This is a genomic window from Clostridium hominis, from assembly GCF_014287825.1.
GTDB lineage: Bacteria > Bacillota > Clostridia > Clostridiales > Clostridiaceae > Clostridium > Clostridium hominis.
In genome coordinates this window covers 629,974-649,317 of sequence record NZ_JACOOO010000004.1, presented here as the reverse complement: position 1 = coordinate 649,317, position 19,344 = coordinate 629,974, and the positions used below count along the sequence as shown (strand labels likewise).

The following is a 19,344-nucleotide window of genomic DNA, read 5'->3' as shown; positions in this document are numbered from 1 at the left end:
CTGATTTTATAGAAGATATTGAGAATAATACTACTACATTATTAGAATTTGATTTTTCAGATATGAAATCAGTTAATGATGAGTTATTCATAGAGCAAGTTAATAAGGAAGGTATTATTATATATGAGAAGTATTGAGTTTAAATATAATAATTTAAAAAGGCTTATGTTAATAACTTAATTTCAGATGATAAAGTGTGGATTAATCTTTTAGAAGATAGAAACTCAACATCTCATATATATAATGAAAATTTAGCTGATGAAGTAGCTAATAGAATTGTAAAATATTATGTTGATGCTATTGGTGAATTAGTAGATAACTTAGAAAAATTAATGTGATTTTAATATGGAAATTAGAAATATACAGGGATAAGTTTTATGTATAAGCATGAGATTTATCTCTATTTTTATTGAAGGTAAATTACGCTTATGCTATAATTCACCTAGATTGATAATAAAAGAAAAAAGGGTTGATATATATGAATAAAGGGGCACCATTATACATAACGGTAATGGAAGTTATAAAAGAAAAAATAATAAATGGAGTTTATAAGATAGGTGATTTGATACCTACAGAAACAGAATTGGAAAGAGAATTTGAGGTTAGTAAAATAACTATAAGAAAAGCTATCGAAATGCTAGAATCTGATGGGTATGTAGTTAAAAGAAGTGGAAAAGGAACAACTGTTATAAGCAACAGTATTTTTAACAAATTATCTAAAGGAGAGTCATTTTCAAATATATTAAATAAAGAAGGTTTTCAAGTAAGGAAAGAGAAGACTGAAATAGAAAAGATAGATCTTGAACCTCAAAATGAGATGTATAAACATTTTGGAGATAAGTGTTATAAGATTAAAAGAGTATATTATTTAGACGGAAAGCCGTATATACATTTTATTCACTATGTTCCATCATCAACAATGATAGAGGAAAATACTGATGGAAATGATTTATCAGTTTACATGGCACTTTATAAAAGTGGTCTATATATAAATAAATTCCATGATGAGTTTTTTATAGACTATCCGTCATTAGCTGTGCTTGAAGAGCTAAACTTGACTGAAGGGCCATTACTTGGAAGAAAGAGAAAAACTCTTAATAATAAAGGTGAAGTAATTGAGATATCAATTGCAGAATATAATACTAAAATCCATAATTACGTAATTAATTATTATGTATAGATAAGAAAGATGTTTCAGAATAAAAAGTGAAGCATCTTTTTTATTTTATACCTATGTAAACATTTTAAAAAAATATAACATTATAATGTTTACAATAAAACATTATAATGTTATAATCGTTTTGTAATCATATTTAATAAAGTGAGGGAAAGAGGATGGAAAAATTATTAACCTGGATTGATTCTAAGTTAATGCCAGTAGCGTATAAGCTTAGTAATCAAAGACACATGAGTTCAATTAGAAAAGGTATAGTGGCAACTTTACCACTAACAATTGTAGGGTCATTTTTTGTTATATTATTAAACATACCAATAGATGGGTATGCAGAATTTATTGCACCATATAAAAGTATAATAGATGTACCTTTTAGATTTACTGTAGGTATCTTAGCTTTATATGCATCATATGGAATAGGTGCAGCACTTTCAAGATCTTATGAGCTTGATGAAGTGAGCGGTGGTATGCTTGCAACAGTAGCATTTCTTATTTCTTCAATAGTACCAGTTCAGGTTACTGAAGCTGTTGAGGGAGTTATCGGAACAGGAAGATATTTAAATATTGCTAATTTAAGCTCTTCATCTTTATTTGGGGCTATTGTAGCTTCAATAATAGCAGTTGAAATTTATAGAATAATGAAGCAAAGAAATATAACTATAAAAATGCCAGATGGAGTACCTCCAGAGGTTACAAATTCATTTATGGCAATGACACCAGCACTAGTAGTAATACTTTTATTCTGGGTTATTAGACATTTCTTAAATTTTGATATTAATTCGGTAATAAGTTCTTTATTAATGCCTTTAAAAGATATATTAGCTGGAAATAGCTTATTTGGTGGACTTTTAACTGTATTCTTAATTACATTCTTCTGGGTACTTGGTATACACGGACCAGCGATAATGGGACCTGTAATAAGACCTATATGGGATATGGCTATAGCTGAAAACATGGATGCATTTGCGTCAGGAGTAGCAGCAACAGAATTACCAAATATATTTACAGAGCAATTTTTACAATGGTTTATATGGATAGGAGGAGCAGGAGCAACTTTAGCACTTGTTGTATTATTCTTAACATCTAAATCTAAGTACTTAAAAACATTAGGAAAATTATCATTCTTACCAGGATTATTTAATATAAATGAACCAATAATATTTGGAGCGCCAATAGTTATGAATCCAATATTAGCAATACCATTTATATTAGCTCCAATGGTTATAACTACTTTATCATACTTCTTAACAGTATCAGATTTTATACCTATGTTAATGGCAAGATTACCATTTACAATACCAGGTCCAATAGCAGCTGTTATGAGTACTGACTGGTCTCTAATGGCTGGTGCACTTGTTATTGTAAACTTTGTAATATCAGTAGTTATATACTATCCATTCTTTAAGATGGTTGAAAAACAACAATTAGAAAAAGAATCAGAAAGTGATATTAAAGCTGAAATTGCTTAATATAGGAGGAAGGAAGGGGGTATCCCCTTCCTATAATAATTATGGTTAGAAGTTTTACATTTGTATTTATGATAATTTGCTTTTTTATAAGCAATATATTGTTAGAAAGAAGGTTTAAAAAGAACAAGCCTAAAATGAAGTTAGGTAAGGTTTTAGGTTTATGTGTCATATATGAATTTATATTACTTACAGTTGTAGTTTTAATACCTTCTCTATTTTTTGTTCTAATTTATGGAAGTATTATTATGGGGTCATTTATAACAGTATATTTTAGACATAAGCCGTCGATAGTAATGGAGGGATAAAGATGAATAGAAGATTAGGAATATCCATTTATCCAGAGCATTCTACTATGGATAAGGATAAAGAATATGTAGATTTAGCACATAAGTATGGATTTGAGAGAATTTTTATGTGTATGCTTTCAGTAGAAAAGCCTAAAGATGAAATTAGAAGAGAGTTTTCTGAAATAATAGGGTATGCAAAGGAAAGAGGATTTGAAGTTATTTTAGATATAGCACCTAATATATTTGATAAGTTAGGGATTTCTTATGATGATTTAAGTTTCTTCAATGAACTTGGAGCTAGTGGAATTAGACTTGACTTAGGTTTTGATGGAGCTAAAGAAGCAATGTTATCTTTCAATAAATATGGTATGAAGATTGAGATTAACATGAGTAATGATGTTGCTTATATTGATAACATAATGACTTATAAACCAAATACTCCATTTATATATGGATGTCATAATTTTTATCCTCAAAAAGGAACAGCTTTACCGTATGATTTCTTTGTTAAGTGTTCACAAAGATTTAAAAAATATGGAGTAAGAACAGCTGCATTTATAAATTCTCAAACAGCTGAAATTGGACCATGGAACATAAATGATGGATTATGTACATTAGAGGATCATAGAAGCTTACCGGTCGAGGTGCAAGCTAAACATTTATTTGCAACAGGATTAATTGATGATGTAATAATTGGTAATGCTTATGCAAGTGAAGAAGAGTTAGAAAGACTTTCTAAGGTTAATAGATACCAAGTGGAATTAGCAGTAGAGTTAGTTGATAATGTATCAGATGTTGAAAAGACTATAATATTTGATGAACAACACTACAGAAGAGGAGATATCACTCATGAAGTAGTAAGAAGTACAGAAGTAAGAAAAAAATATGGTAAATATGATATAAAAAATCATGATAATGATGTTATTTTCAAAAGAGGAGATGTACTTATTGGTAATAATGATTTTGGAAAATATAAAGGTGAGCTACAAATTGCTTTAAGAGCATGTGGTGATAACAGAAAAAATTTAGTTGGAAGAGTTAGAGAAGAAGAGAAGATTTTATTAGATTTTATTGAACCTTGGAGTAAATTTATTTTTGAAGAATATAAAAAAGGTAGTAAGAGTTAGATGATTATAAAAAATGGAAAACTAATAACAGACGAAGTAATAGATGTAGAAATAGTTGAAGGAATAATTACCAAGGTTAGTAAAGATATAGAGATAAATGAAAATGAAGAAGTAATTGACTTAAAGGGTGAAAAATATATTTCAGCAGGATGGATAGATGTTCATACACATTGTTTTAATAAGTACAAGCTATATTCAGATGATCCTGATGAAATTGGATATAAAAAAGGAGTAACAACAGTTGTAGATGCTGGAACTGTTGGAGCTGATACAGTTGAAGAATTTTATAATAACACAAGAGAAAAGAAGACCAATGTGTATTGCTTCTTAAATATAGCAAAGACAGGGATAGTAGAACAAGATGAGTTAGCTGATCTTTCAAGATTAGATAAAAATGCTTTAAAAGAAGCTTATAATAAGTATAGCGATTTTGTAGTTGGTATAAAGGCTAGAATGAGCAAAACAGTTATAGGAAATAATGGGATAAAACCATTAGATATAGCATTAGAAGCAGCAGAGGAAAATGATTTACCACTTATGGTTCATATAGGATCTAATCCTCCAGAACTTAAGGATGTATTTGATAGAGTAAGACCAGGAGATATGATAGCACATATATTTAATGGTAAGAAAAATGGAATATTAGATGAAAATGGTGAAATAAGAAATTTTGTTAAAGAAGCTTATAGCAATGGAGTAATATTCGATTTAGCTCATGGAACTGATAGTTTTAACTTTGGTGTTACAAAAAAGGCTTTTGATGAAAATATATACTGTCATTGTATTAGCACTGATATATACTGTAAAAATAGAATAAATGGTCCTGTATATGATCTTGCAACTACTATGAGTAAGTTATTACTTGTAGGATATACAAAAGAGCAGATAATTGATAAGGTTACTAAAGAAGCGGCTAAAGCAATTAGAAAAGATAATATTGGTGAAATTAAGGTAGGAGCAAAAGCTGACTTTACTATATTTACAATAGATAATATTGAAACTGAGTTAATTGATTCAAATAAAAATGTTAAAATTAGTAACGAAATCTTTAAACCGGTAGATGTTATAATAAATGGTAAGTATATAAAGCTTTAATTGGAGGATAGCATGGAAAATATTTATGAAAAGTATAATGTTAAAAAAGTAATAAATGCTTCTGGTAAAATGACTATATTAGGTGGATCTAGGGTAAGCTCTGAGGTTTTAGAATCTATGAATAGTGGAGCTGCAAATTTCTTTGAAGTTAAGGATCTATTAGATAAAACTGGTGAATATATAAGTGAATTATTAAATGTAGAGTCTGCTTATATTGTAGCTAGTGCTTCATCTGGAATTGCTCAAAGTATTGCAAGTACAATAACTGGTGATAATCTTTATGAAATACTTAATATCCACAATAAAAATAACAAAAAAAGAGAGATAATCTTACCTAAAGGACATAATGTTGATTATGGTACTCCAGTGCAAGTTGCAGTAGAAATGGGTGGAGGCGTAGTTGTTGAGGCAGGATATGCTAATGCGTGTAAGGTAGAGCATGTTGAAAGTTTAATTAACGAAAATACAGCAGCTTTATTATATATAAAATCTCATCATTGTGTACAAAAAGGTATAGTTTCAATTAAAGACTATGTTGCGCTTGGTAAGAAATATGATCTTCCAGTAATTATAGATGCAGCAGCAGAGGAAGATTTAAATGTTTATTATAATGAAGGTGCTGATTGTGTAATTTATAGTGGAACAAAGGCACTTGAAGGACCAACATCTGCTTTAGTGATTGGAAAAAAAGAGTTTATAAAAACTCTTAAAAACCAAAGCAAAGGTATTGGAAGAGTTATGAAAGTTGGTAAGGAAAACATCTTAGGGCTTACTAAGGCCATAGAATTATATGTAAATAAAAATAAGTTAACTTTAGATGAGCAAAGAGAAAGATTGAAAGATTTCAATGGTGTTCTTAATGGAATAGATGGAATTACTTCAACTTGTGTTCAAGATGCTGCAGGACGAGCTATTATAAGAGCTTTAATTAGCTTTGATGAAGATAAACTAAATATAAATGCTCTAGAAATTGCAGAAAAGTTAAAGACTGGTGATGTAAGAATTTACACTAGAGATTATAGAGCTAATGAAGGAAAAATCGAGATAGATATAAGAGATTTATCAGATGAAGAGTTAGAATTTATTTTAATTAGAATAAGAGAAATAGTTGGAAAGTAAGAGGAGAAATTAATATGAGTTTAAATGCAAATTTTTATAATAATAGAGTATGTTTAAATGTTTTAGCTAATTCATTAGAAAATGCAAAGGAAGTATATGAAGCTGCTGAAGGTCATGTTTTAGTAGGATTACTTTCAAAAAATTATCCAACAGTAGAAGCAGCTGTTGAGGATATGAAGATATATGCAAAAGAAATAAATAATGCAGTATCTGTTGGATTAGGTGCTGGAGATCCAAATCAATGGAAAATGGTTGCTGATATATCTAAGGAGGTTCAACCACAACACGTAAATCAAGTATTTACAGGTATCGGACATACTAGAGGATTATTAGGTCAAAATGAAACCTTAATAAATGGATTAATATCTCCATGTGGAAAGCCAGGATATGTTAAGATATCAACTGGGCCATTAAGTTCAAAGGAAGAAGCAGGGATAGTTCCAGTTAATACTGCTATTCAAATGTTAAAAGATATGGGATGTAGCTCAGTTAAGTATTTCCCAATGGGTGGATTAAAAACTAGAGATGAATATGAAGTAGTATGTAAAGCTTGTGCAGAATTAGACTTTATAATGGAACCAACAGGAGGAATTGACTTAACTAACTTTGAAGAAATAGTTAAGATAGCTCTTGATGCTGGAGTAAAGAAGGTTATTCCTCACGTATATACATCAATAGTTGATAAAGAAACTGGTAATACTAAAGTTGAAGATATAAAAGAACTACTTAAAATGGTGAAAAATATAGCTTAGTAAGAGGGATATAATGAAAATATTAGCATTTGGTGAAGTAATGATGAGGCTAATGCCTCCTGATTATAAGCTATTAACTCAGACAAACAATTTAGAATATTTATTTACAGGTACTGGAGTTAATGTACTATCCGGATTATATAGATTAGGTAATGAAGTTTATTTTTCAACAGTTTTACCTAAAAATAGCGTAGGATATGCAGCAGCTGATCATCTAAGAAAATTAGGTATTAATGATAAGTTGATTTCATTTAAAGGTGATTATATGGGAATGTATTTCTTAGAAGTTGGAGTTGGGAGAAGACCTTCAAAAGTAACTTATATGAATAGAAGAGAAAGTTCTTTTGGTAAAAGTGATATAGGAGATTATGATATTAATAAGTTATTAGAGGATAAAGATGCAGTTCATATATGTGGAATATCTTTGGCTTTAAATTCTAATACTAGAAATTGCGCTAAAATGCTTGCTAAGGAAGCAAAGAAACGTGGAATAAAAGTCATATTTGATTGTAATTTCAGACCATCTCTATGGAATGAGAATGAGAGAGCCTTAGCTAAGGATGAGTACATAGAGATGTTAAACCTTGCAGATGTTGTTTTTGCAGGGGAAAAAGATGCAGAATTACTATTAGAAATAGAGTGTCCTTCTAATCTAAAAGAGAAAGAAAAATTAGAGTATCTAATTGGAAAAATGAGAGATATTTTCTCAATAGACCTGATATTAGGAACAATTAGAAAAGGGCAGGGAGAAGAACAACAAATTCAAGGATATTTACTAAATGAGAATGGGCTTATATTAAGTGATCTTTATGATCTTATCATTTATGATAGAGTTGGTGGTGGAGATGGATTTGCAGTAGGCGCAATTCATGCACTATTAAATGATTATGCTGATGATGATATTGTTGAGTTTGCGACATGTAGTGGAGTATTAGCACATACTACTTACGGAGATAGTCCTATAGTATCGATTGAAGATATTGAAAGACTAAAAAATGGAATATATATGGACTTGATAAGATAACAAATTAATAGATATTTAGATAAAAATAGAATTCCTAAGGGTAATATTAGCCTTAGGAATTCTATTTTATTGTAAGTTATTATTCCTTAGTAAAATAAAGAGCAACTTCACCATCAGTAATTAAAACAATAGTATTCTTATTTGTAATAGTTCCTGCATTACATTTTCTATTACAATTAATATTCTTATAAACTATGTCAGCATTTTGATCTAATACTATTATTGCAGAATTTTTATCTGGATTTAGGAATTGATATTGTAAATTATAGGAATTTATATCAGATGAGTTAATTTGATAAATTCCTTGTTTATAAACTGCATCAACAGGTTGAATAGGTACATTAGCATGGGCAGTTAATATAATAAAATTTAAAACTATAATTAATGAAGATAGTAAGATAAAAAATCTTTTTTTCATATAATCACCTCAATAATTAGTATTTCTGTTTTATTTATCAATTACTCATAAATTTATTAAATATATGAAATATGTCCCTCTAAGGTAGAACCAAATGATGGGTTTACATCAGAGGAGTTTTTAACAATTTATAGGTAAATTTGTTTATAATTAAAGGGTAGTGGTATATAATAAAGGTAAAGTAAAGTAGTAGGTGCTAATTATGAATTTAGATAAAATAGTATTAAATGAGATAATAGAGATTTCTAAAAAGTATAGCAAAATAAATAAAGTTATTTTATTTGGATCAAGGGCTCGTGGAGATAATGGAGATAGAAGTGATATAGATTTAGCTATATATTGTGAAGAATCCATATCTGATTTTATAGAAGATATTGAGAATAATACTACTACATTATTAGAATTTGATTTTTCAGATATGAAATCAGTTAATGATGAGTTATTCATAGAGCAAGTTAATAAGGAAGGTATTATTCTATATGAGAAGTATTGATTTTAAATATATGAACTTAAAAAAGGCATATAGCAGGCTAAAAGAAGTAAGTGATTTATATGATGGGAAAGATGATATAATAAGGGAGAGCTTAATTCAAAGATTTGAATTTACTTACGAACTTACACATAAGACACTTAGAGAATTTATGAAATATCTCGGTGTAACTTTAGAAAATTCATTTCCAAGGACTATATTTTAAAAGGCTTATGTTAATAACTTAATTTCAGATGATAAGGTATGGATTAATCTTTTAGAAGATAGAAATTCAACATCTCATATATATAATGAAAATTTAGCTGATGAAGTAGCTAATAGAATTGTAAAATATTATGTTGATGCTATTGGTGAGTTAGTAGATAACTTAGAAAAATTATTGTGATTTAGTGATTATATAAGAAGCATATAGAGATAAGTTTTATGTATAAGCATAAGATTTATCTCTATTTTTATTTTGGATATAAATAATTATAGGTAAAACTACTGACATAAAAGAATAATTTTAAAAAGATATTCCTAATTAGTGTTTTTTAAATAAGTTTATGCCCGATAAAGCACATATTAGTGCTGAAGCCCCTAATCTTATCCAATCCATAATAAGCCATAAGTTTCCGCCTAACACCACATCAGGAGAGGTATTAAATTCATCAACATAAACTCCCATGTTCCAAAATAGTTTTAGTGATATTAGTAAACAAACAAGACTTAAAACAAATATGCTTATGTTTAAAAATTTACCTTTCATAGTTTTCCACTCCAATTCCCTAAATTTTTGATATATGAGTGTCTCTATAAAACACTTATATAAGTTACTAAAATCATTAACATTTTATTTCAAGTTAATATCTATAGAATTTACGCAATACTATGTCTTTTGCTTAATTATCCTTCGTTGAACAATAGATTAAAATTATTAATTAAATTTCTTTTTTTCTAAACCCTATAAAAATAAGTATTAACCCTACTATAATTAATAGAATTGATAAATTATATATAAAATTACGATGGTAAAATCCATCAGTGATAGCCCAATATAGTGTTTTTTCTAACGTTGCTATTACTTCAATTAATATTCCACAAACAATTGCCCCAGTACCAACAATTACTTCTTTTAAACCTCTCATAACATTCCCCTTTTATACGTAATATTTTAAGATTGTTTTTTAAAATTATTTTAATTTGATTTATCAATAAATAATTTTCATATCATTTTAATCCAATATTGAAACTATAATTTATAAGTTTAGTATATTTTTTTAATATATAATAGAAGTAAAAATAAGCATATTAATGATAAATGCTAATTTAAATAACTTTTTATCAAATTTCTCTTTCCTAAAAATTATTAGAGAAGTAATACTCAATGGTATAAACATTATTAATAACTTTCCATTGACTAGTGTAAAACCTATATCAAAGTTACTAGTAGAAATTTCAACTCTCTTAGTTATTTCATTAATTATATTTATGTAAGTAAAGAAAGTTTGAACCAATGTAAACAGATAATATATTAAAGTTGCTATAAAAGTATTTAAGACTATCTTTAACTTAGAATATCCTTTTGAAACACATTCAAAGTTAAAGATTAAAATTAAAAGTGAAAATAATAATCCACCTATAACCTTATTACTAAAAGTAACTAAAGGAATAAAACTAATTAAAAATAACAATATAATTAATTGGTAAAACTTAAAATTAAATTTAATTAAACTATTTTTATTCTCCATATCATTTTGATTACTCATAGAAAGCCCCCTCATATGTTAATTTATCTTGAACGATTTAATAAAATTATTCATTACTTATTATATTTATTATACATAAAAAGATATATACTAAAAACATATTTTTACAATTATGTTTTTAATATCTATCTTGATGATTTAAAGAAATAATAAGGGAGATGAACGATGGATGGCTTCTTTTATGTTAATTAGGAAAAAATATTCCTAATTAAAATAGTAGTGAGTTGAAAATATATGATAAATGGAATAAAAATTCCTAAAAGTTAGAAAAATAGGAAATAATATTGTGGCAATAAAAGGGCAGTGATATACTACGATGTATAAACGATGAGCACCTTGGATTTTATATTGGGAAGAGAAAATAGGAGTATTTAGGTGAGTAATATAAGTGTATTAACAAATGTAAAAAGTTTATTTTCAGTTTTAACTAAGAAGGAAAAGATAGTTGGGCAATACCTATTAGATAATTTTATGGAAGTTTCATATATGAATATAAATGAATTATCTAATAAATTGTCTATAGGCGAAACAACTATTCTAAGATTTTGCAAAAAGATAGGATTTAGCGGGTATCATGAATTTAGAAATAAATTAGCTAGTGAGATAAAAGGTGAAAAGAAGAGTTTAAAAGAGGGTTGTATAAGTAATACATATAATCAGATAGTTGAGATGATGGATGATACTTTAAATTTATCTGATTATAAAGAAATAAATAGGGCTGCAAGTATGATAAAAAATAGTGATACCGTATTTCTATTTGGAATAGGATTTTCAGGATTGTCAGCAGTAGGAGCTCAGATAAGGCTTAACTCTATGGGGCATAAGGCATTTTCTAATCCAGATAATTATATTCAAATACTGACAGCTAACCTTGCAAGTAACAAGGATATTGTTGTTGGGTTTAGTATATCTGGTGAAACAAAAGCAACAATAGACATATTAAAGCTAGCAAAGAAGAATGGATCTAAGACTATATGTATTACAAATAATAGAATGTCATCAATAACTAAAGTAAGTGATGTTGTAGTAATTACTGCAGGTAAGGCAATAGGGAAAGAAGGAAGCACTCTGATTACTGAGATGTCACAGTTATTTGTATTAGAACAAATATTTAATAGGCTACGTGAAATTGATAAGGATAGAATTACAGGAATGAATATAAAGGTTCATAAGTCTATTAATGAAGGACAGTGTTAAGGAGATAGAAATGAATAGCAGTTTAAATATAAAAGAGCTTATAGCAAGTATGACACTAAAGGAAAAGGTAGGACAACTTAATCAAAAATTATATGGATGGAATACCTTTAAGAAAACTAATGATGGATATGAACTTACTGAAGAATTTAAAGAACATGTAAAATGGGGAGGCGGAATTGGAACTCTTTATGGAGTGTTTAGAGCAGATGCATGGTCTGGAATTAGCTTTCATAATGGTATATCTAAGGAGGATAGTAAAAAGGTCATTGATATGATAAGAACTTATGTTAATGAGAATACTAGACTAGGATTACCTGTTATGTTTAGTGAAGAGTGCCCACATGGACATCAAGCTCTTGCTGGAGAGATGTATCCTTGTAGCATAGGGCTAGGGGCAACATGGAATCCTCATTTAGTAGAAAAAATAAGTGAAGAGATTTCTGAAGAACTAAGTATAAAAGGTGCTAATTTAGCTTTAGTATCATGCTTAGATGTATTAAGAGAACCAAGATGGGGAAGAGCTGAGGAATGTTATAGTGAAGATCCATTTTTAAGCTCTAAATATACAGAGGCTATAGTCAAGGGATATCAAAAGGATGATTTTAAAAATGGTGTAGCTGTAGTGTTAAAGCATCTTTGTGCTCAAGGTGCACCTGTTGGGGGTCATAATTCAGGTGCAGTTAATATTGGAGAAAGAGAGCTTAGAGAAATATTTTTACCACCAGTTGAGGCTGGAGTTAAAAGTGGAGCTTTAGCTGTAATGGCTGCTTATAATGAAATAGATGGTATACCTTGTCATGGAAATAAGAAACTTTTAACTGATATTCTAAGAGGAGAATATGGTTATGAAGGTTTAGTTATGGCTGATGGATGTGCATTAGATAGATTAGTAAACATGACTGGAAATAAGGAATTAGCTGCAAAGCTTGCATTAGAATCTGGAGTAGATTTAAGCTTGTGGGATGATATATATACTTGTTTAGAAAATGCAGTTGATACTGGAGTTATTGATGAGAAGGATATAGACAGAGCTGTAGAAAGAATTCTTTACGTTAAAAATAAATTAGGATTATTTGATGAAAAGATAGAAATTGAAAAAGAAGTTAATCCTAGTTTGAATAATAAGCAAGCTGCTGCTGAAAGTATTGTAATGTTAAAAAATGATGATGCATTACCACTTAAAAATATAAAAAGTGTAGCAGTAATAGGACCAAATGCAGATAATAAATATAACCAATTAGGAGACTATGCATCGTATCAAAATCCAGAGGATATAATCACTGTATTAGAAGGCATTAAAAAATTTGTTGGAGAAAATATTAATGTAAATTACGCTAAAGGCTGTGACATACGTGATAAGTCTAAAGAAGGCTTTGAAGAAGCGATTAATATTGCTAAGAATTCAGATGTGGCTATAGTTGTTGTTGGAGGTTCTAGTGCTAGAAACTTTACAATGGAATTTGATAGTAATGGCGCAGTTAAAACTTCATATGATAAATCAGAAATGAATTGTGGTGAAAATGTTGATTTAGCAAACTTAGATTTAGATGGGGTACAAGCTGATTTAATAAGAGAAATAAAATCAACTGGAGTTAAGGTTATAACAGTTTTAATTCAAGGAAGACCTCACGCCATAGAAAATATAAAAGAGTATAGCGATGCAATACTTTGTGCATGGTATCCAGGTAAATTTGGAGGAGAAGTAATTTCAGAAACTATATTTGGAGTTAATAATCCAAGTGGAAAACTTGCGGTATCATATCCTAGATCATCTATGCAATTACCATGTTACTATAATGGTAAAACCTATGGAATTAAAGTTGATTATTCAGATATGCCAGGTGCAGCAGCTTATCCTTTTGGATATGGATTAAGTTATTCTAAGTTTGAATATGAAAATTTAAGGTTAAATACTAATAAAATAAAGTTAGAACATTTAGAGTCAGGTGAAGAAATTTTAGTATCTGTAGATATTACAAATAATAGTGATATTGATGGCTTTGAAGTAGCTCAAATGTATATAGTAGATGTAGAATCAACTATAACGCAAAGGGATTGCGAACTTAAAGGCTTCAAAAAGGTATTTATAAAAGCTAGAGAAAAGCAGACAGTAACGATGTCGTTAAGTAAGGAAGAACTTAAAATATGGAATAGAGACTTTAAAAATGTTATTGAAAAAGGTAATATTATAGTAAGAGTTGGAAGAAATTCTAATGATTATCTTGAAATTAAATTTGAAATATTTTAACTTAGGGAGTTGAGGAACTATGGATAAAAAATATGTTGCAGCATATATAAGACAAAACGGATTAGAAAGAATGACAAAGGAAGATGCGTTAAAAATAACTCATCTTAATATAGCATTTTGTAAATATAATGATGAAGGTAAGCTTGATAGCAAAGTAAAAAACTTTCATATTTTAGATAAAATAAAAGAATGGAATCCAGATTTAAAAGCAATTATATCTATCGGTGGATGGAGCAATGGTGGATATTCTGAAGCGGCTTCAACAGAAGAAAGTAGAAAAGCCTTTGCTAAAGAAGCTGTAGAGTTTATGATAAAGCATAACCTTGATGGGTTAGACTTAGATTGGGAATATCCTTGTTGTTCAATATCAGGAATAAAATCTAGTCCAAATGATAAAGAGAACTTCACTTTGCTTTTAAAAGCTATGAGAGATGAGTTAAATCTTCAAGGTGAAAAAGATAATAAGTATTATATGTTAACTATAGCTGCTGGTGCAGATAAATATTATACTAAATTTACTAATATGGGTGAAGCTCAAAAGTATTTAGATTATATTATGTTAATGACATATGATTTAAGAGGTGGATTCCAGATATTAAGTGGACATCATACTAACCTTTACTCTCCACAAGGCGATATATTTACTATAAGTGCTGATGAGGCAGTTAAGATATTCGTAGAAGCAGGAGTTCCAGCAGAAAAGCTACTTATTGGAGCAGCATTTTACTCAAGAAAATGGGATAAGGTTCCAAATGTAAATAATGGATACTTACAAGTTTGTGGGACTACGGGAGCTTTTGGACCAGATTATACTGAATTAGATAGAGAGTATATAAATAAAAATGGATATAAAAGATATTGGGATGATGTAGCTAAAGCTCCATATTTATTTAATGGAAGTTCCTTTATATCTTACGACGATGAAGAATCAGTTAAATACAAATGTGAATACGTAAAAGAAAATAACTTAAAAGGTATTTTATTCTGGCTATATGACGCAGATGAAACAGGTAAGCTACTTCACTCAATAAGTGAAAATTTAGAAGCTTAAAAATCCAATTAATTGAAAAGTTATCAACAGTAAATACTGATTTATACACAACTGAAACTATTAAAATGTTTACAGATATATTAAACTAGAGGTTTTTAAAATAAAAATTCCCTAAGTGTATAATATTAACACTTAGGGAATTTCTATATTTTCCTATTCTAATCAATCCAACTTACTGCAAATAAGATGGATATAATCTGTTCTTCATTTGATTTATCAATAATATCAGCTAAATAGCTTCTACCTAGTTCTTCCTGTTCTACCTTAACAGATGCTACTACTTTTTCATTTTTAGTAATGCTAAATGTTGGTCCAAACCAATTACCAATAATAGAAAAACCATTTCCTTCAATTTCATAAACATCTTTTAATTCTTTCATGCTCTTTTTAATTTTTATTTTATCATCATTTATTGATATGTTTATTTCAGGTAAATTAACAATTGAAAAATTAGATCTACTTTTTTCTATAGTTCCTATTTTTTCATTATTATTGTTAGTTATTAGATAACGTACTCTTGTTGGTAAAGCAGGTGATTTTTTAAAGCTAATTACATTAGTTCCATCTTCCTCTGTTACTCTTATTACTTTAGGTTCATTAGAGCCCTTCATATTCAATACTTTGACCATTTAAAATCCTCCCTTTTTTATATAAATTATATTATACTATTAGCTATATTATTATATAAAAAAACTTACTGCTAATAAATTTAATATATGTCTCTGAGGTAGAACCAAATACTGGGTCTACCTCAGAGGCATTTCTTGAAAAAATAAAAATAGTGCAAGTTTATAAAAAAAGTACAAATTACATAATAAAATTTAATAAAAAACATAAAAAAATTAAAATAATTAACAAAATAAAGTGCTAAAGATAGCTTGGATATATATGTTAAAATAATCCTTGTAAAGCATTACAAGAAAAGAAAATAAAGGGGAGAATAAAAATGAGATTTAAAAAGTTATTATCAATTTTATTAGCATCAACTTTAACTTTAGGATTAGTTGCTTGTGGGAATAAGGATAATGGGAAGTCTACAGGTGAAACAACCACAGGAGAAACAACTACAGAAAGTAATGAAAAAATAACAGTATGGGCTTGGGATGAATCATTTAATATAGTAGCAGCAAATCAAGCTAAAGAAATATATTTAAAAGAGAATCCAGACGTTGATATTGAAGTTGTAACAATGTCACAAGATGATATTGTAGCAAAACTTAATACAAGCCTTTCTTCAGGATCATATGAAGGACTACCAAATGTAGTTTTAATAGAGGATTATAAGATACAAGGATATCTTCAAGCATATCAAGACGAGTTTGCAGATTTATCATCTGTAGCAAAAGCAAGTGATTTTGCTGAGTATAAAACAGGGGTAAATGTTATAGACGGTAAATTATATGGTATTCCTTTTGATAGTGGAGTTGCAGCTACTTTCTATAGAACTGATTTAATAGAGCAAGCTGGATACACAAAAGAGGACATGAAAGACTTAACTTGGGAAAAATACATTGAAATAGGTAAAGCTGTTAAGGAAAAGACAGGGGTTGCAATGTGCACTTTAGACCCAAGTGATATAGGCCAAATTAGAATGATGTTACAAAGTGCTGGTGCATGGTATACAGGAGAAAATGGTGAAGTTACTATAGCTGGTAACCAAGCTTTAAAAGACGCTATAAAAGTATATAAGGATTTAACTGAAGCTGGAATTACTAAGCAAGTTGCTGAGTGGGACCAATTCGTAGGTGCTTTTAATAATGGTGAAGTTGCATCAGTTGTAACTGGTTGTTGGATTGCCCCTTCAATTAAGAAGGCTGAAGATCAAAGTGGTAAATGGGCTGTAGCAGAGTTCCCTAAAATGTCAGCTAACTCTAAGTCTGTAAATGCATCTTCAATCGGTGGTGCAGGTTGGTATGTGCTTAAGAATGTTGGGAATGCAGAAACTGCTGTAGATTTCGTTGGTAAAACTTTTGGTTCAAATGCAGATTTAACTAATCAATTAGCTGAATCAATAAATTTAGTAAGTACATTAAATGCAGCTGCAGATGTTCCAAACTACAATAAAGGTGATGAATATTTTGGTGGACAAGAAGTATTTAAGGATTTAGCAGAATGGACATCAGAAGTACCTTCAGTAAACTATGGATTACACACATATGCAATTGAAGATATTATGACAGAAGCTTTACAAGCAATTCTTCAAGGTGCTGATATAGATGAGACATTAAATACTTTCCAAGGACAAATCGAAGCTGCTGTAGCTCAATAATAATAGCTTATAGCTAAGTTGTTCTAACTAAATAACCATTTACTAAGATTGAGATTAGTAAATGGTTATTTACATATAAGGAGGAATATATGAAGATTAAAAGAAAAAACACAGAAATAAACTATAAATTAAATAGAAAAGCGTGGCTATTTGTTATACCAAGCATATTTTTAATAGTTACATTTGTATTTTATCCTATGGTACAAGCGTTTATAACTTCACTTCAAGGTGGGATGGGAAATAATTTAACATTTGTAGGATTGGATAATTATAAGAGATTATTAACAGATTCAACATTTAGAAAAGCCCTATTTAATACGGTATTATACTTAATTATTCAAGTTCCTATAATGATTATACTTGCACTTGTAATATCTGCAATGTTAAATGATAAAAGATTAAAAGGGAGAGGCTTTTTTAGAACAGCAATTTTCTTACCTTGTGTTACATCATTAGTAGCTTATTCAATAGTATTTAAAAGTTTATTTGCTACAGATGGATTCGTAAATGCATTTTTAATGAACATAAACTTAATCTCTGAACCGATTTCTTGGATAACTCATCCTATTTGGGCTAAGGTATTAATTATAATTGCGATAACTTGGAGATGGACAGGTTATAACATGGTATTTTATTTAGCTGGTATGCAGTCTATAGATGATTCTATATATGAGGCAGCCGATATAGATGGAGCTAGTGCTTTTGTAAAGTTTAAAACTATAACTCTTCCTCTTTTAAAACCAATAATATTATTTACAACTATAAATTCTACTATCGGAACCTTACAGTTATTTGATGAAGTTGTAAATATAACAAATGGAGGACCTGCTAACGCAACTGTTACTATATCTCAATATATTTACAACTTATTATTTAAGTATTCACCTAACTTTGGGTATGCAGCAGCAGTTTCTTACGTAATACTTTTCCTAATAGTAATATTATCATTTATTCAATTAAAGGCAGGAGGAGATAAGAATGAATAGTAAAAGGAGAATTGTAAGTATTTTTAAATATATAATATTAAGCATATTATCATTTATATCAATTTTTCCATTTATTTGGATGATTATAGCGATTACTAATAAATCAGTTGATATCACTAAAGGTACATTAATACCAGGAAGTTACTTCTTTGAGAACCTCAAGAAGCTTTTAGCTTCTGATTTACAGTATGCTACAGCTTTTAAGAACTCACTAGTTATAGCAGTATTAACTACTACTTTGGCTATGATTATTTCATCAGCAGCAGGGTATGCATTTGAAGTTTATAAAACAAAGACTAGAGATAAAGTATTTAACTTTATTCTTTTATCAATGATGATTCCATTTGCAGCATTAATAGTACCTTTATTTAGAATGTTTAGTAAGTTTAATAAAGTAGGAGTTTTAAAAGGTATTTCATTAAACACTCATGGAGCAGTAATTATAGTTTCAGTAGCAACAGCCTTTTTAATATTTTTCTTTAGACAAAATACTAAAACATTCCCAAAGGATTTAATTGAAGCAGCTCGTATCGATGGGTTAGGAGAGTTTAGTATATTCTTCAGAATATTTATGCCAACAATGAAATCTACTTATGCAGCAGCTATAATAGTAACATTTATGTCTAGTTGGAATAATTACATGTGGCCATTAATATCTCTACAATCACCAGATAAGAGAACATTGCCATTAGTAATTTCAGCTTTAGGTTCATCTTACACTCCTGATTATGGAATGATTATGATGGCAGTAGTAATTGCAACATTACCAACAGCATTAATATTCTTCTTAATGCAAAAGCATTTTGTAGCTGGAATGACTGGTTCAGTAAAAGGATAGAGTGAGTGGCAAGTGGTGAGTGGCAAGTGGTAAGTGGTAAGTGGTAAGTGGT

20 protein-coding genes and 2 pseudogenes are annotated in these 19,344 nt (G+C 29.0%); 17 read left to right on the top strand and 5 right to left on the bottom strand.

The features are described from left to right. Positions 1 to 164 precede the first annotated feature (164 nt). From H8S20_RS04620 to H8S20_RS04580, 9 genes and pseudogenes are all read left to right on the top strand, one after another. A pseudogene (locus H8S20_RS04620) lies at positions 165 to 338 on the top strand (nucleotidyltransferase substrate binding protein); the annotation flags it as partial. A gap of 140 nt (positions 339 to 478) precedes the next feature. Continuing rightward, a complete protein-coding gene (locus H8S20_RS04615; RefSeq protein ID WP_032120135.1) occupies positions 479 to 1,180 on the top strand; it encodes a GntR family transcriptional regulator in 702 nt (233 codons plus the stop codon). Positions 1,181 to 1,335: 155 nt separating this feature from the next. Beyond that, the gene (locus H8S20_RS04610) at positions 1,336 to 2,643 is read left to right on the top strand and encodes a PTS sugar transporter subunit IIC (protein ID WP_032120134.1); all 1,308 of its coding nucleotides are present in this window, start codon (positions 1,336 to 1,338) and stop codon (positions 2,641 to 2,643) included. Positions 2,644 to 2,684: 41 nt separating this feature from the next. Further along, complete coding sequence (locus H8S20_RS04605) at positions 2,685 to 2,948, top strand: hypothetical protein (protein ID WP_032120133.1); 264 nt, start codon at positions 2,685 to 2,687, stop codon at positions 2,946 to 2,948. 2 nt (positions 2,949 to 2,950) lie between these two features. Continuing rightward, the gene (locus H8S20_RS04600; RefSeq protein ID WP_032120132.1) at positions 2,951 to 4,057 is read left to right on the top strand and encodes a DUF871 domain-containing protein; all 1,107 of its coding nucleotides are present in this window, start codon (positions 2,951 to 2,953) and stop codon (positions 4,055 to 4,057) included. Continuing rightward, a complete protein-coding gene (locus H8S20_RS04595; protein ID WP_032120131.1) occupies positions 4,058 to 5,152 on the top strand; it encodes an amidohydrolase/deacetylase family metallohydrolase in 1,095 nt (364 codons plus the stop codon). A gap of 12 nt (positions 5,153 to 5,164) precedes the next feature. Continuing rightward, positions 5,165 to 6,271, top strand: a complete 1,107-nt coding sequence (locus H8S20_RS04590) for a DgaE family pyridoxal phosphate-dependent ammonia lyase (RefSeq protein WP_032120130.1) — start codon at positions 5,165 to 5,167, stop codon at positions 6,269 to 6,271. 14 nt (positions 6,272 to 6,285) lie between these two features. Next, positions 6,286 to 7,023, top strand: coding sequence for a 2-dehydro-3-deoxy-phosphogluconate aldolase (gene dagF, locus H8S20_RS04585; protein WP_032120129.1), 738 nt, complete (start codon positions 6,286 to 6,288; stop codon positions 7,021 to 7,023). A 13-nt stretch (positions 7,024 to 7,036) separates the two neighbouring features. Beyond that, complete coding sequence (locus H8S20_RS04580; RefSeq protein ID WP_186859410.1) at positions 7,037 to 8,047, top strand: sugar kinase; 1,011 nt, start codon at positions 7,037 to 7,039, stop codon at positions 8,045 to 8,047. Between the two features lie 79 nt (positions 8,048 to 8,126). Here the strand turns inward: H8S20_RS04580 and H8S20_RS04575 are convergent, their stop codons facing one another. Then, the gene (locus H8S20_RS04575; RefSeq protein WP_186859409.1) at positions 8,127 to 8,465 is read right to left on the bottom strand and encodes a hypothetical protein; all 339 of its coding nucleotides are present in this window, start codon (positions 8,463 to 8,465) and stop codon (positions 8,127 to 8,129) included. 202 nt (positions 8,466 to 8,667) lie between these two features. On the opposite strand from H8S20_RS04575, the gene H8S20_RS04570 reads away from it, so the two are divergent. Together H8S20_RS04570 and H8S20_RS04565 are read left to right on the top strand one after the other, a co-directional pair. Next, complete coding sequence (locus H8S20_RS04570; protein WP_186859408.1) at positions 8,668 to 8,958, top strand: nucleotidyltransferase domain-containing protein; 291 nt, start codon at positions 8,668 to 8,670, stop codon at positions 8,956 to 8,958. Next, positions 8,945 to 9,340 (top strand): annotated as a pseudogene (locus H8S20_RS04565) (nucleotidyltransferase substrate binding protein). The gene H8S20_RS04570 and the pseudogene H8S20_RS04565 overlap by 14 nt, the downstream one beginning before the upstream one ends. A 138-nt stretch (positions 9,341 to 9,478) precedes the next feature. Here the strand turns inward: H8S20_RS04565 and H8S20_RS04560 are convergent. The 3 genes from H8S20_RS04560 to H8S20_RS04550 all read right to left on the bottom strand — a co-directional run bounded on the left by H8S20_RS04560 (position 9,479) and on the right by H8S20_RS04550 (position 10,703). Then, a complete protein-coding gene (locus tag H8S20_RS04560; RefSeq protein WP_186859407.1) occupies positions 9,479 to 9,703 on the bottom strand; it encodes a hypothetical protein in 225 nt (74 codons plus the stop codon). Positions 9,704 to 9,875: 172 nt separating this feature from the next. Beyond that, positions 9,876 to 10,082 (bottom strand): hypothetical protein, encoded by a 207-nt coding sequence (locus H8S20_RS04555; protein ID WP_186859406.1) that lies wholly within the window; start codon positions 10,080 to 10,082, stop codon positions 9,876 to 9,878. A 132-nt stretch (positions 10,083 to 10,214) separates the two neighbouring features. Continuing rightward, the gene (locus tag H8S20_RS04550; protein WP_186859405.1) at positions 10,215 to 10,703 is read right to left on the bottom strand and encodes a hypothetical protein; all 489 of its coding nucleotides are present in this window, start codon (positions 10,701 to 10,703) and stop codon (positions 10,215 to 10,217) included. A gap of 375 nt (positions 10,704 to 11,078) precedes the next feature. Between H8S20_RS04550 and H8S20_RS20775 the strand changes: the two genes are divergently transcribed. Genes H8S20_RS20775 through H8S20_RS04535 form a run of 3 tightly spaced genes read left to right on the top strand, consistent with a single transcriptional unit; the run spans position 11,079 to position 15,199 of the window. Beyond that, positions 11,079 to 11,900, top strand: coding sequence for a MurR/RpiR family transcriptional regulator (locus H8S20_RS20775; RefSeq protein ID WP_186859404.1), 822 nt, complete (start codon positions 11,079 to 11,081; stop codon positions 11,898 to 11,900). Between the two features lie 10 nt (positions 11,901 to 11,910). Continuing rightward, complete coding sequence (locus H8S20_RS04540) at positions 11,911 to 14,148, top strand: glycoside hydrolase family 3 N-terminal domain-containing protein (RefSeq protein WP_186859403.1); 2,238 nt, start codon at positions 11,911 to 11,913, stop codon at positions 14,146 to 14,148. Between the two features lie 19 nt (positions 14,149 to 14,167). Then, entirely contained in the window at positions 14,168 to 15,199 is a 1,032-nt protein-coding gene (locus tag H8S20_RS04535) for a glycoside hydrolase family 18 protein (protein WP_186859402.1), read from the top strand. Positions 15,200 to 15,357: 158 nt separating this feature from the next. Here H8S20_RS04535 and H8S20_RS04530 read toward each other — a convergent pair whose 3' ends face one another. Next, on the bottom strand, positions 15,358 to 15,828 hold the full coding sequence (locus H8S20_RS04530) for an LURP-one-related family protein (protein WP_186859401.1): 471 nt from the start codon (positions 15,826 to 15,828) through the stop codon (positions 15,358 to 15,360). A gap of 317 nt (positions 15,829 to 16,145) precedes the next feature. Here H8S20_RS04530 and H8S20_RS04525 point away from each other — a divergent pair, with 317 nt between their 5' ends. From H8S20_RS04525 to H8S20_RS04515, 3 genes are all read left to right on the top strand, one after another. Beyond that, on the top strand, positions 16,146 to 17,468 hold the full coding sequence (locus H8S20_RS04525) for an ABC transporter substrate-binding protein (protein WP_186859400.1): 1,323 nt from the start codon (positions 16,146 to 16,148) through the stop codon (positions 17,466 to 17,468). An 89-nt stretch (positions 17,469 to 17,557) separates the two neighbouring features. Further along, positions 17,558 to 18,454, top strand: coding sequence for a carbohydrate ABC transporter permease (locus H8S20_RS04520; RefSeq protein ID WP_186859399.1), 897 nt, complete (start codon positions 17,558 to 17,560; stop codon positions 18,452 to 18,454). Further along, on the top strand, positions 18,447 to 19,292 hold the full coding sequence (locus tag H8S20_RS04515) for a carbohydrate ABC transporter permease (protein WP_186859398.1): 846 nt from the start codon (positions 18,447 to 18,449) through the stop codon (positions 19,290 to 19,292). The genes H8S20_RS04520 and H8S20_RS04515 overlap by 8 nt, the downstream gene beginning before the upstream one ends. The last annotated feature ends 52 nt before the right edge of the window (positions 19,293 to 19,344 follow it).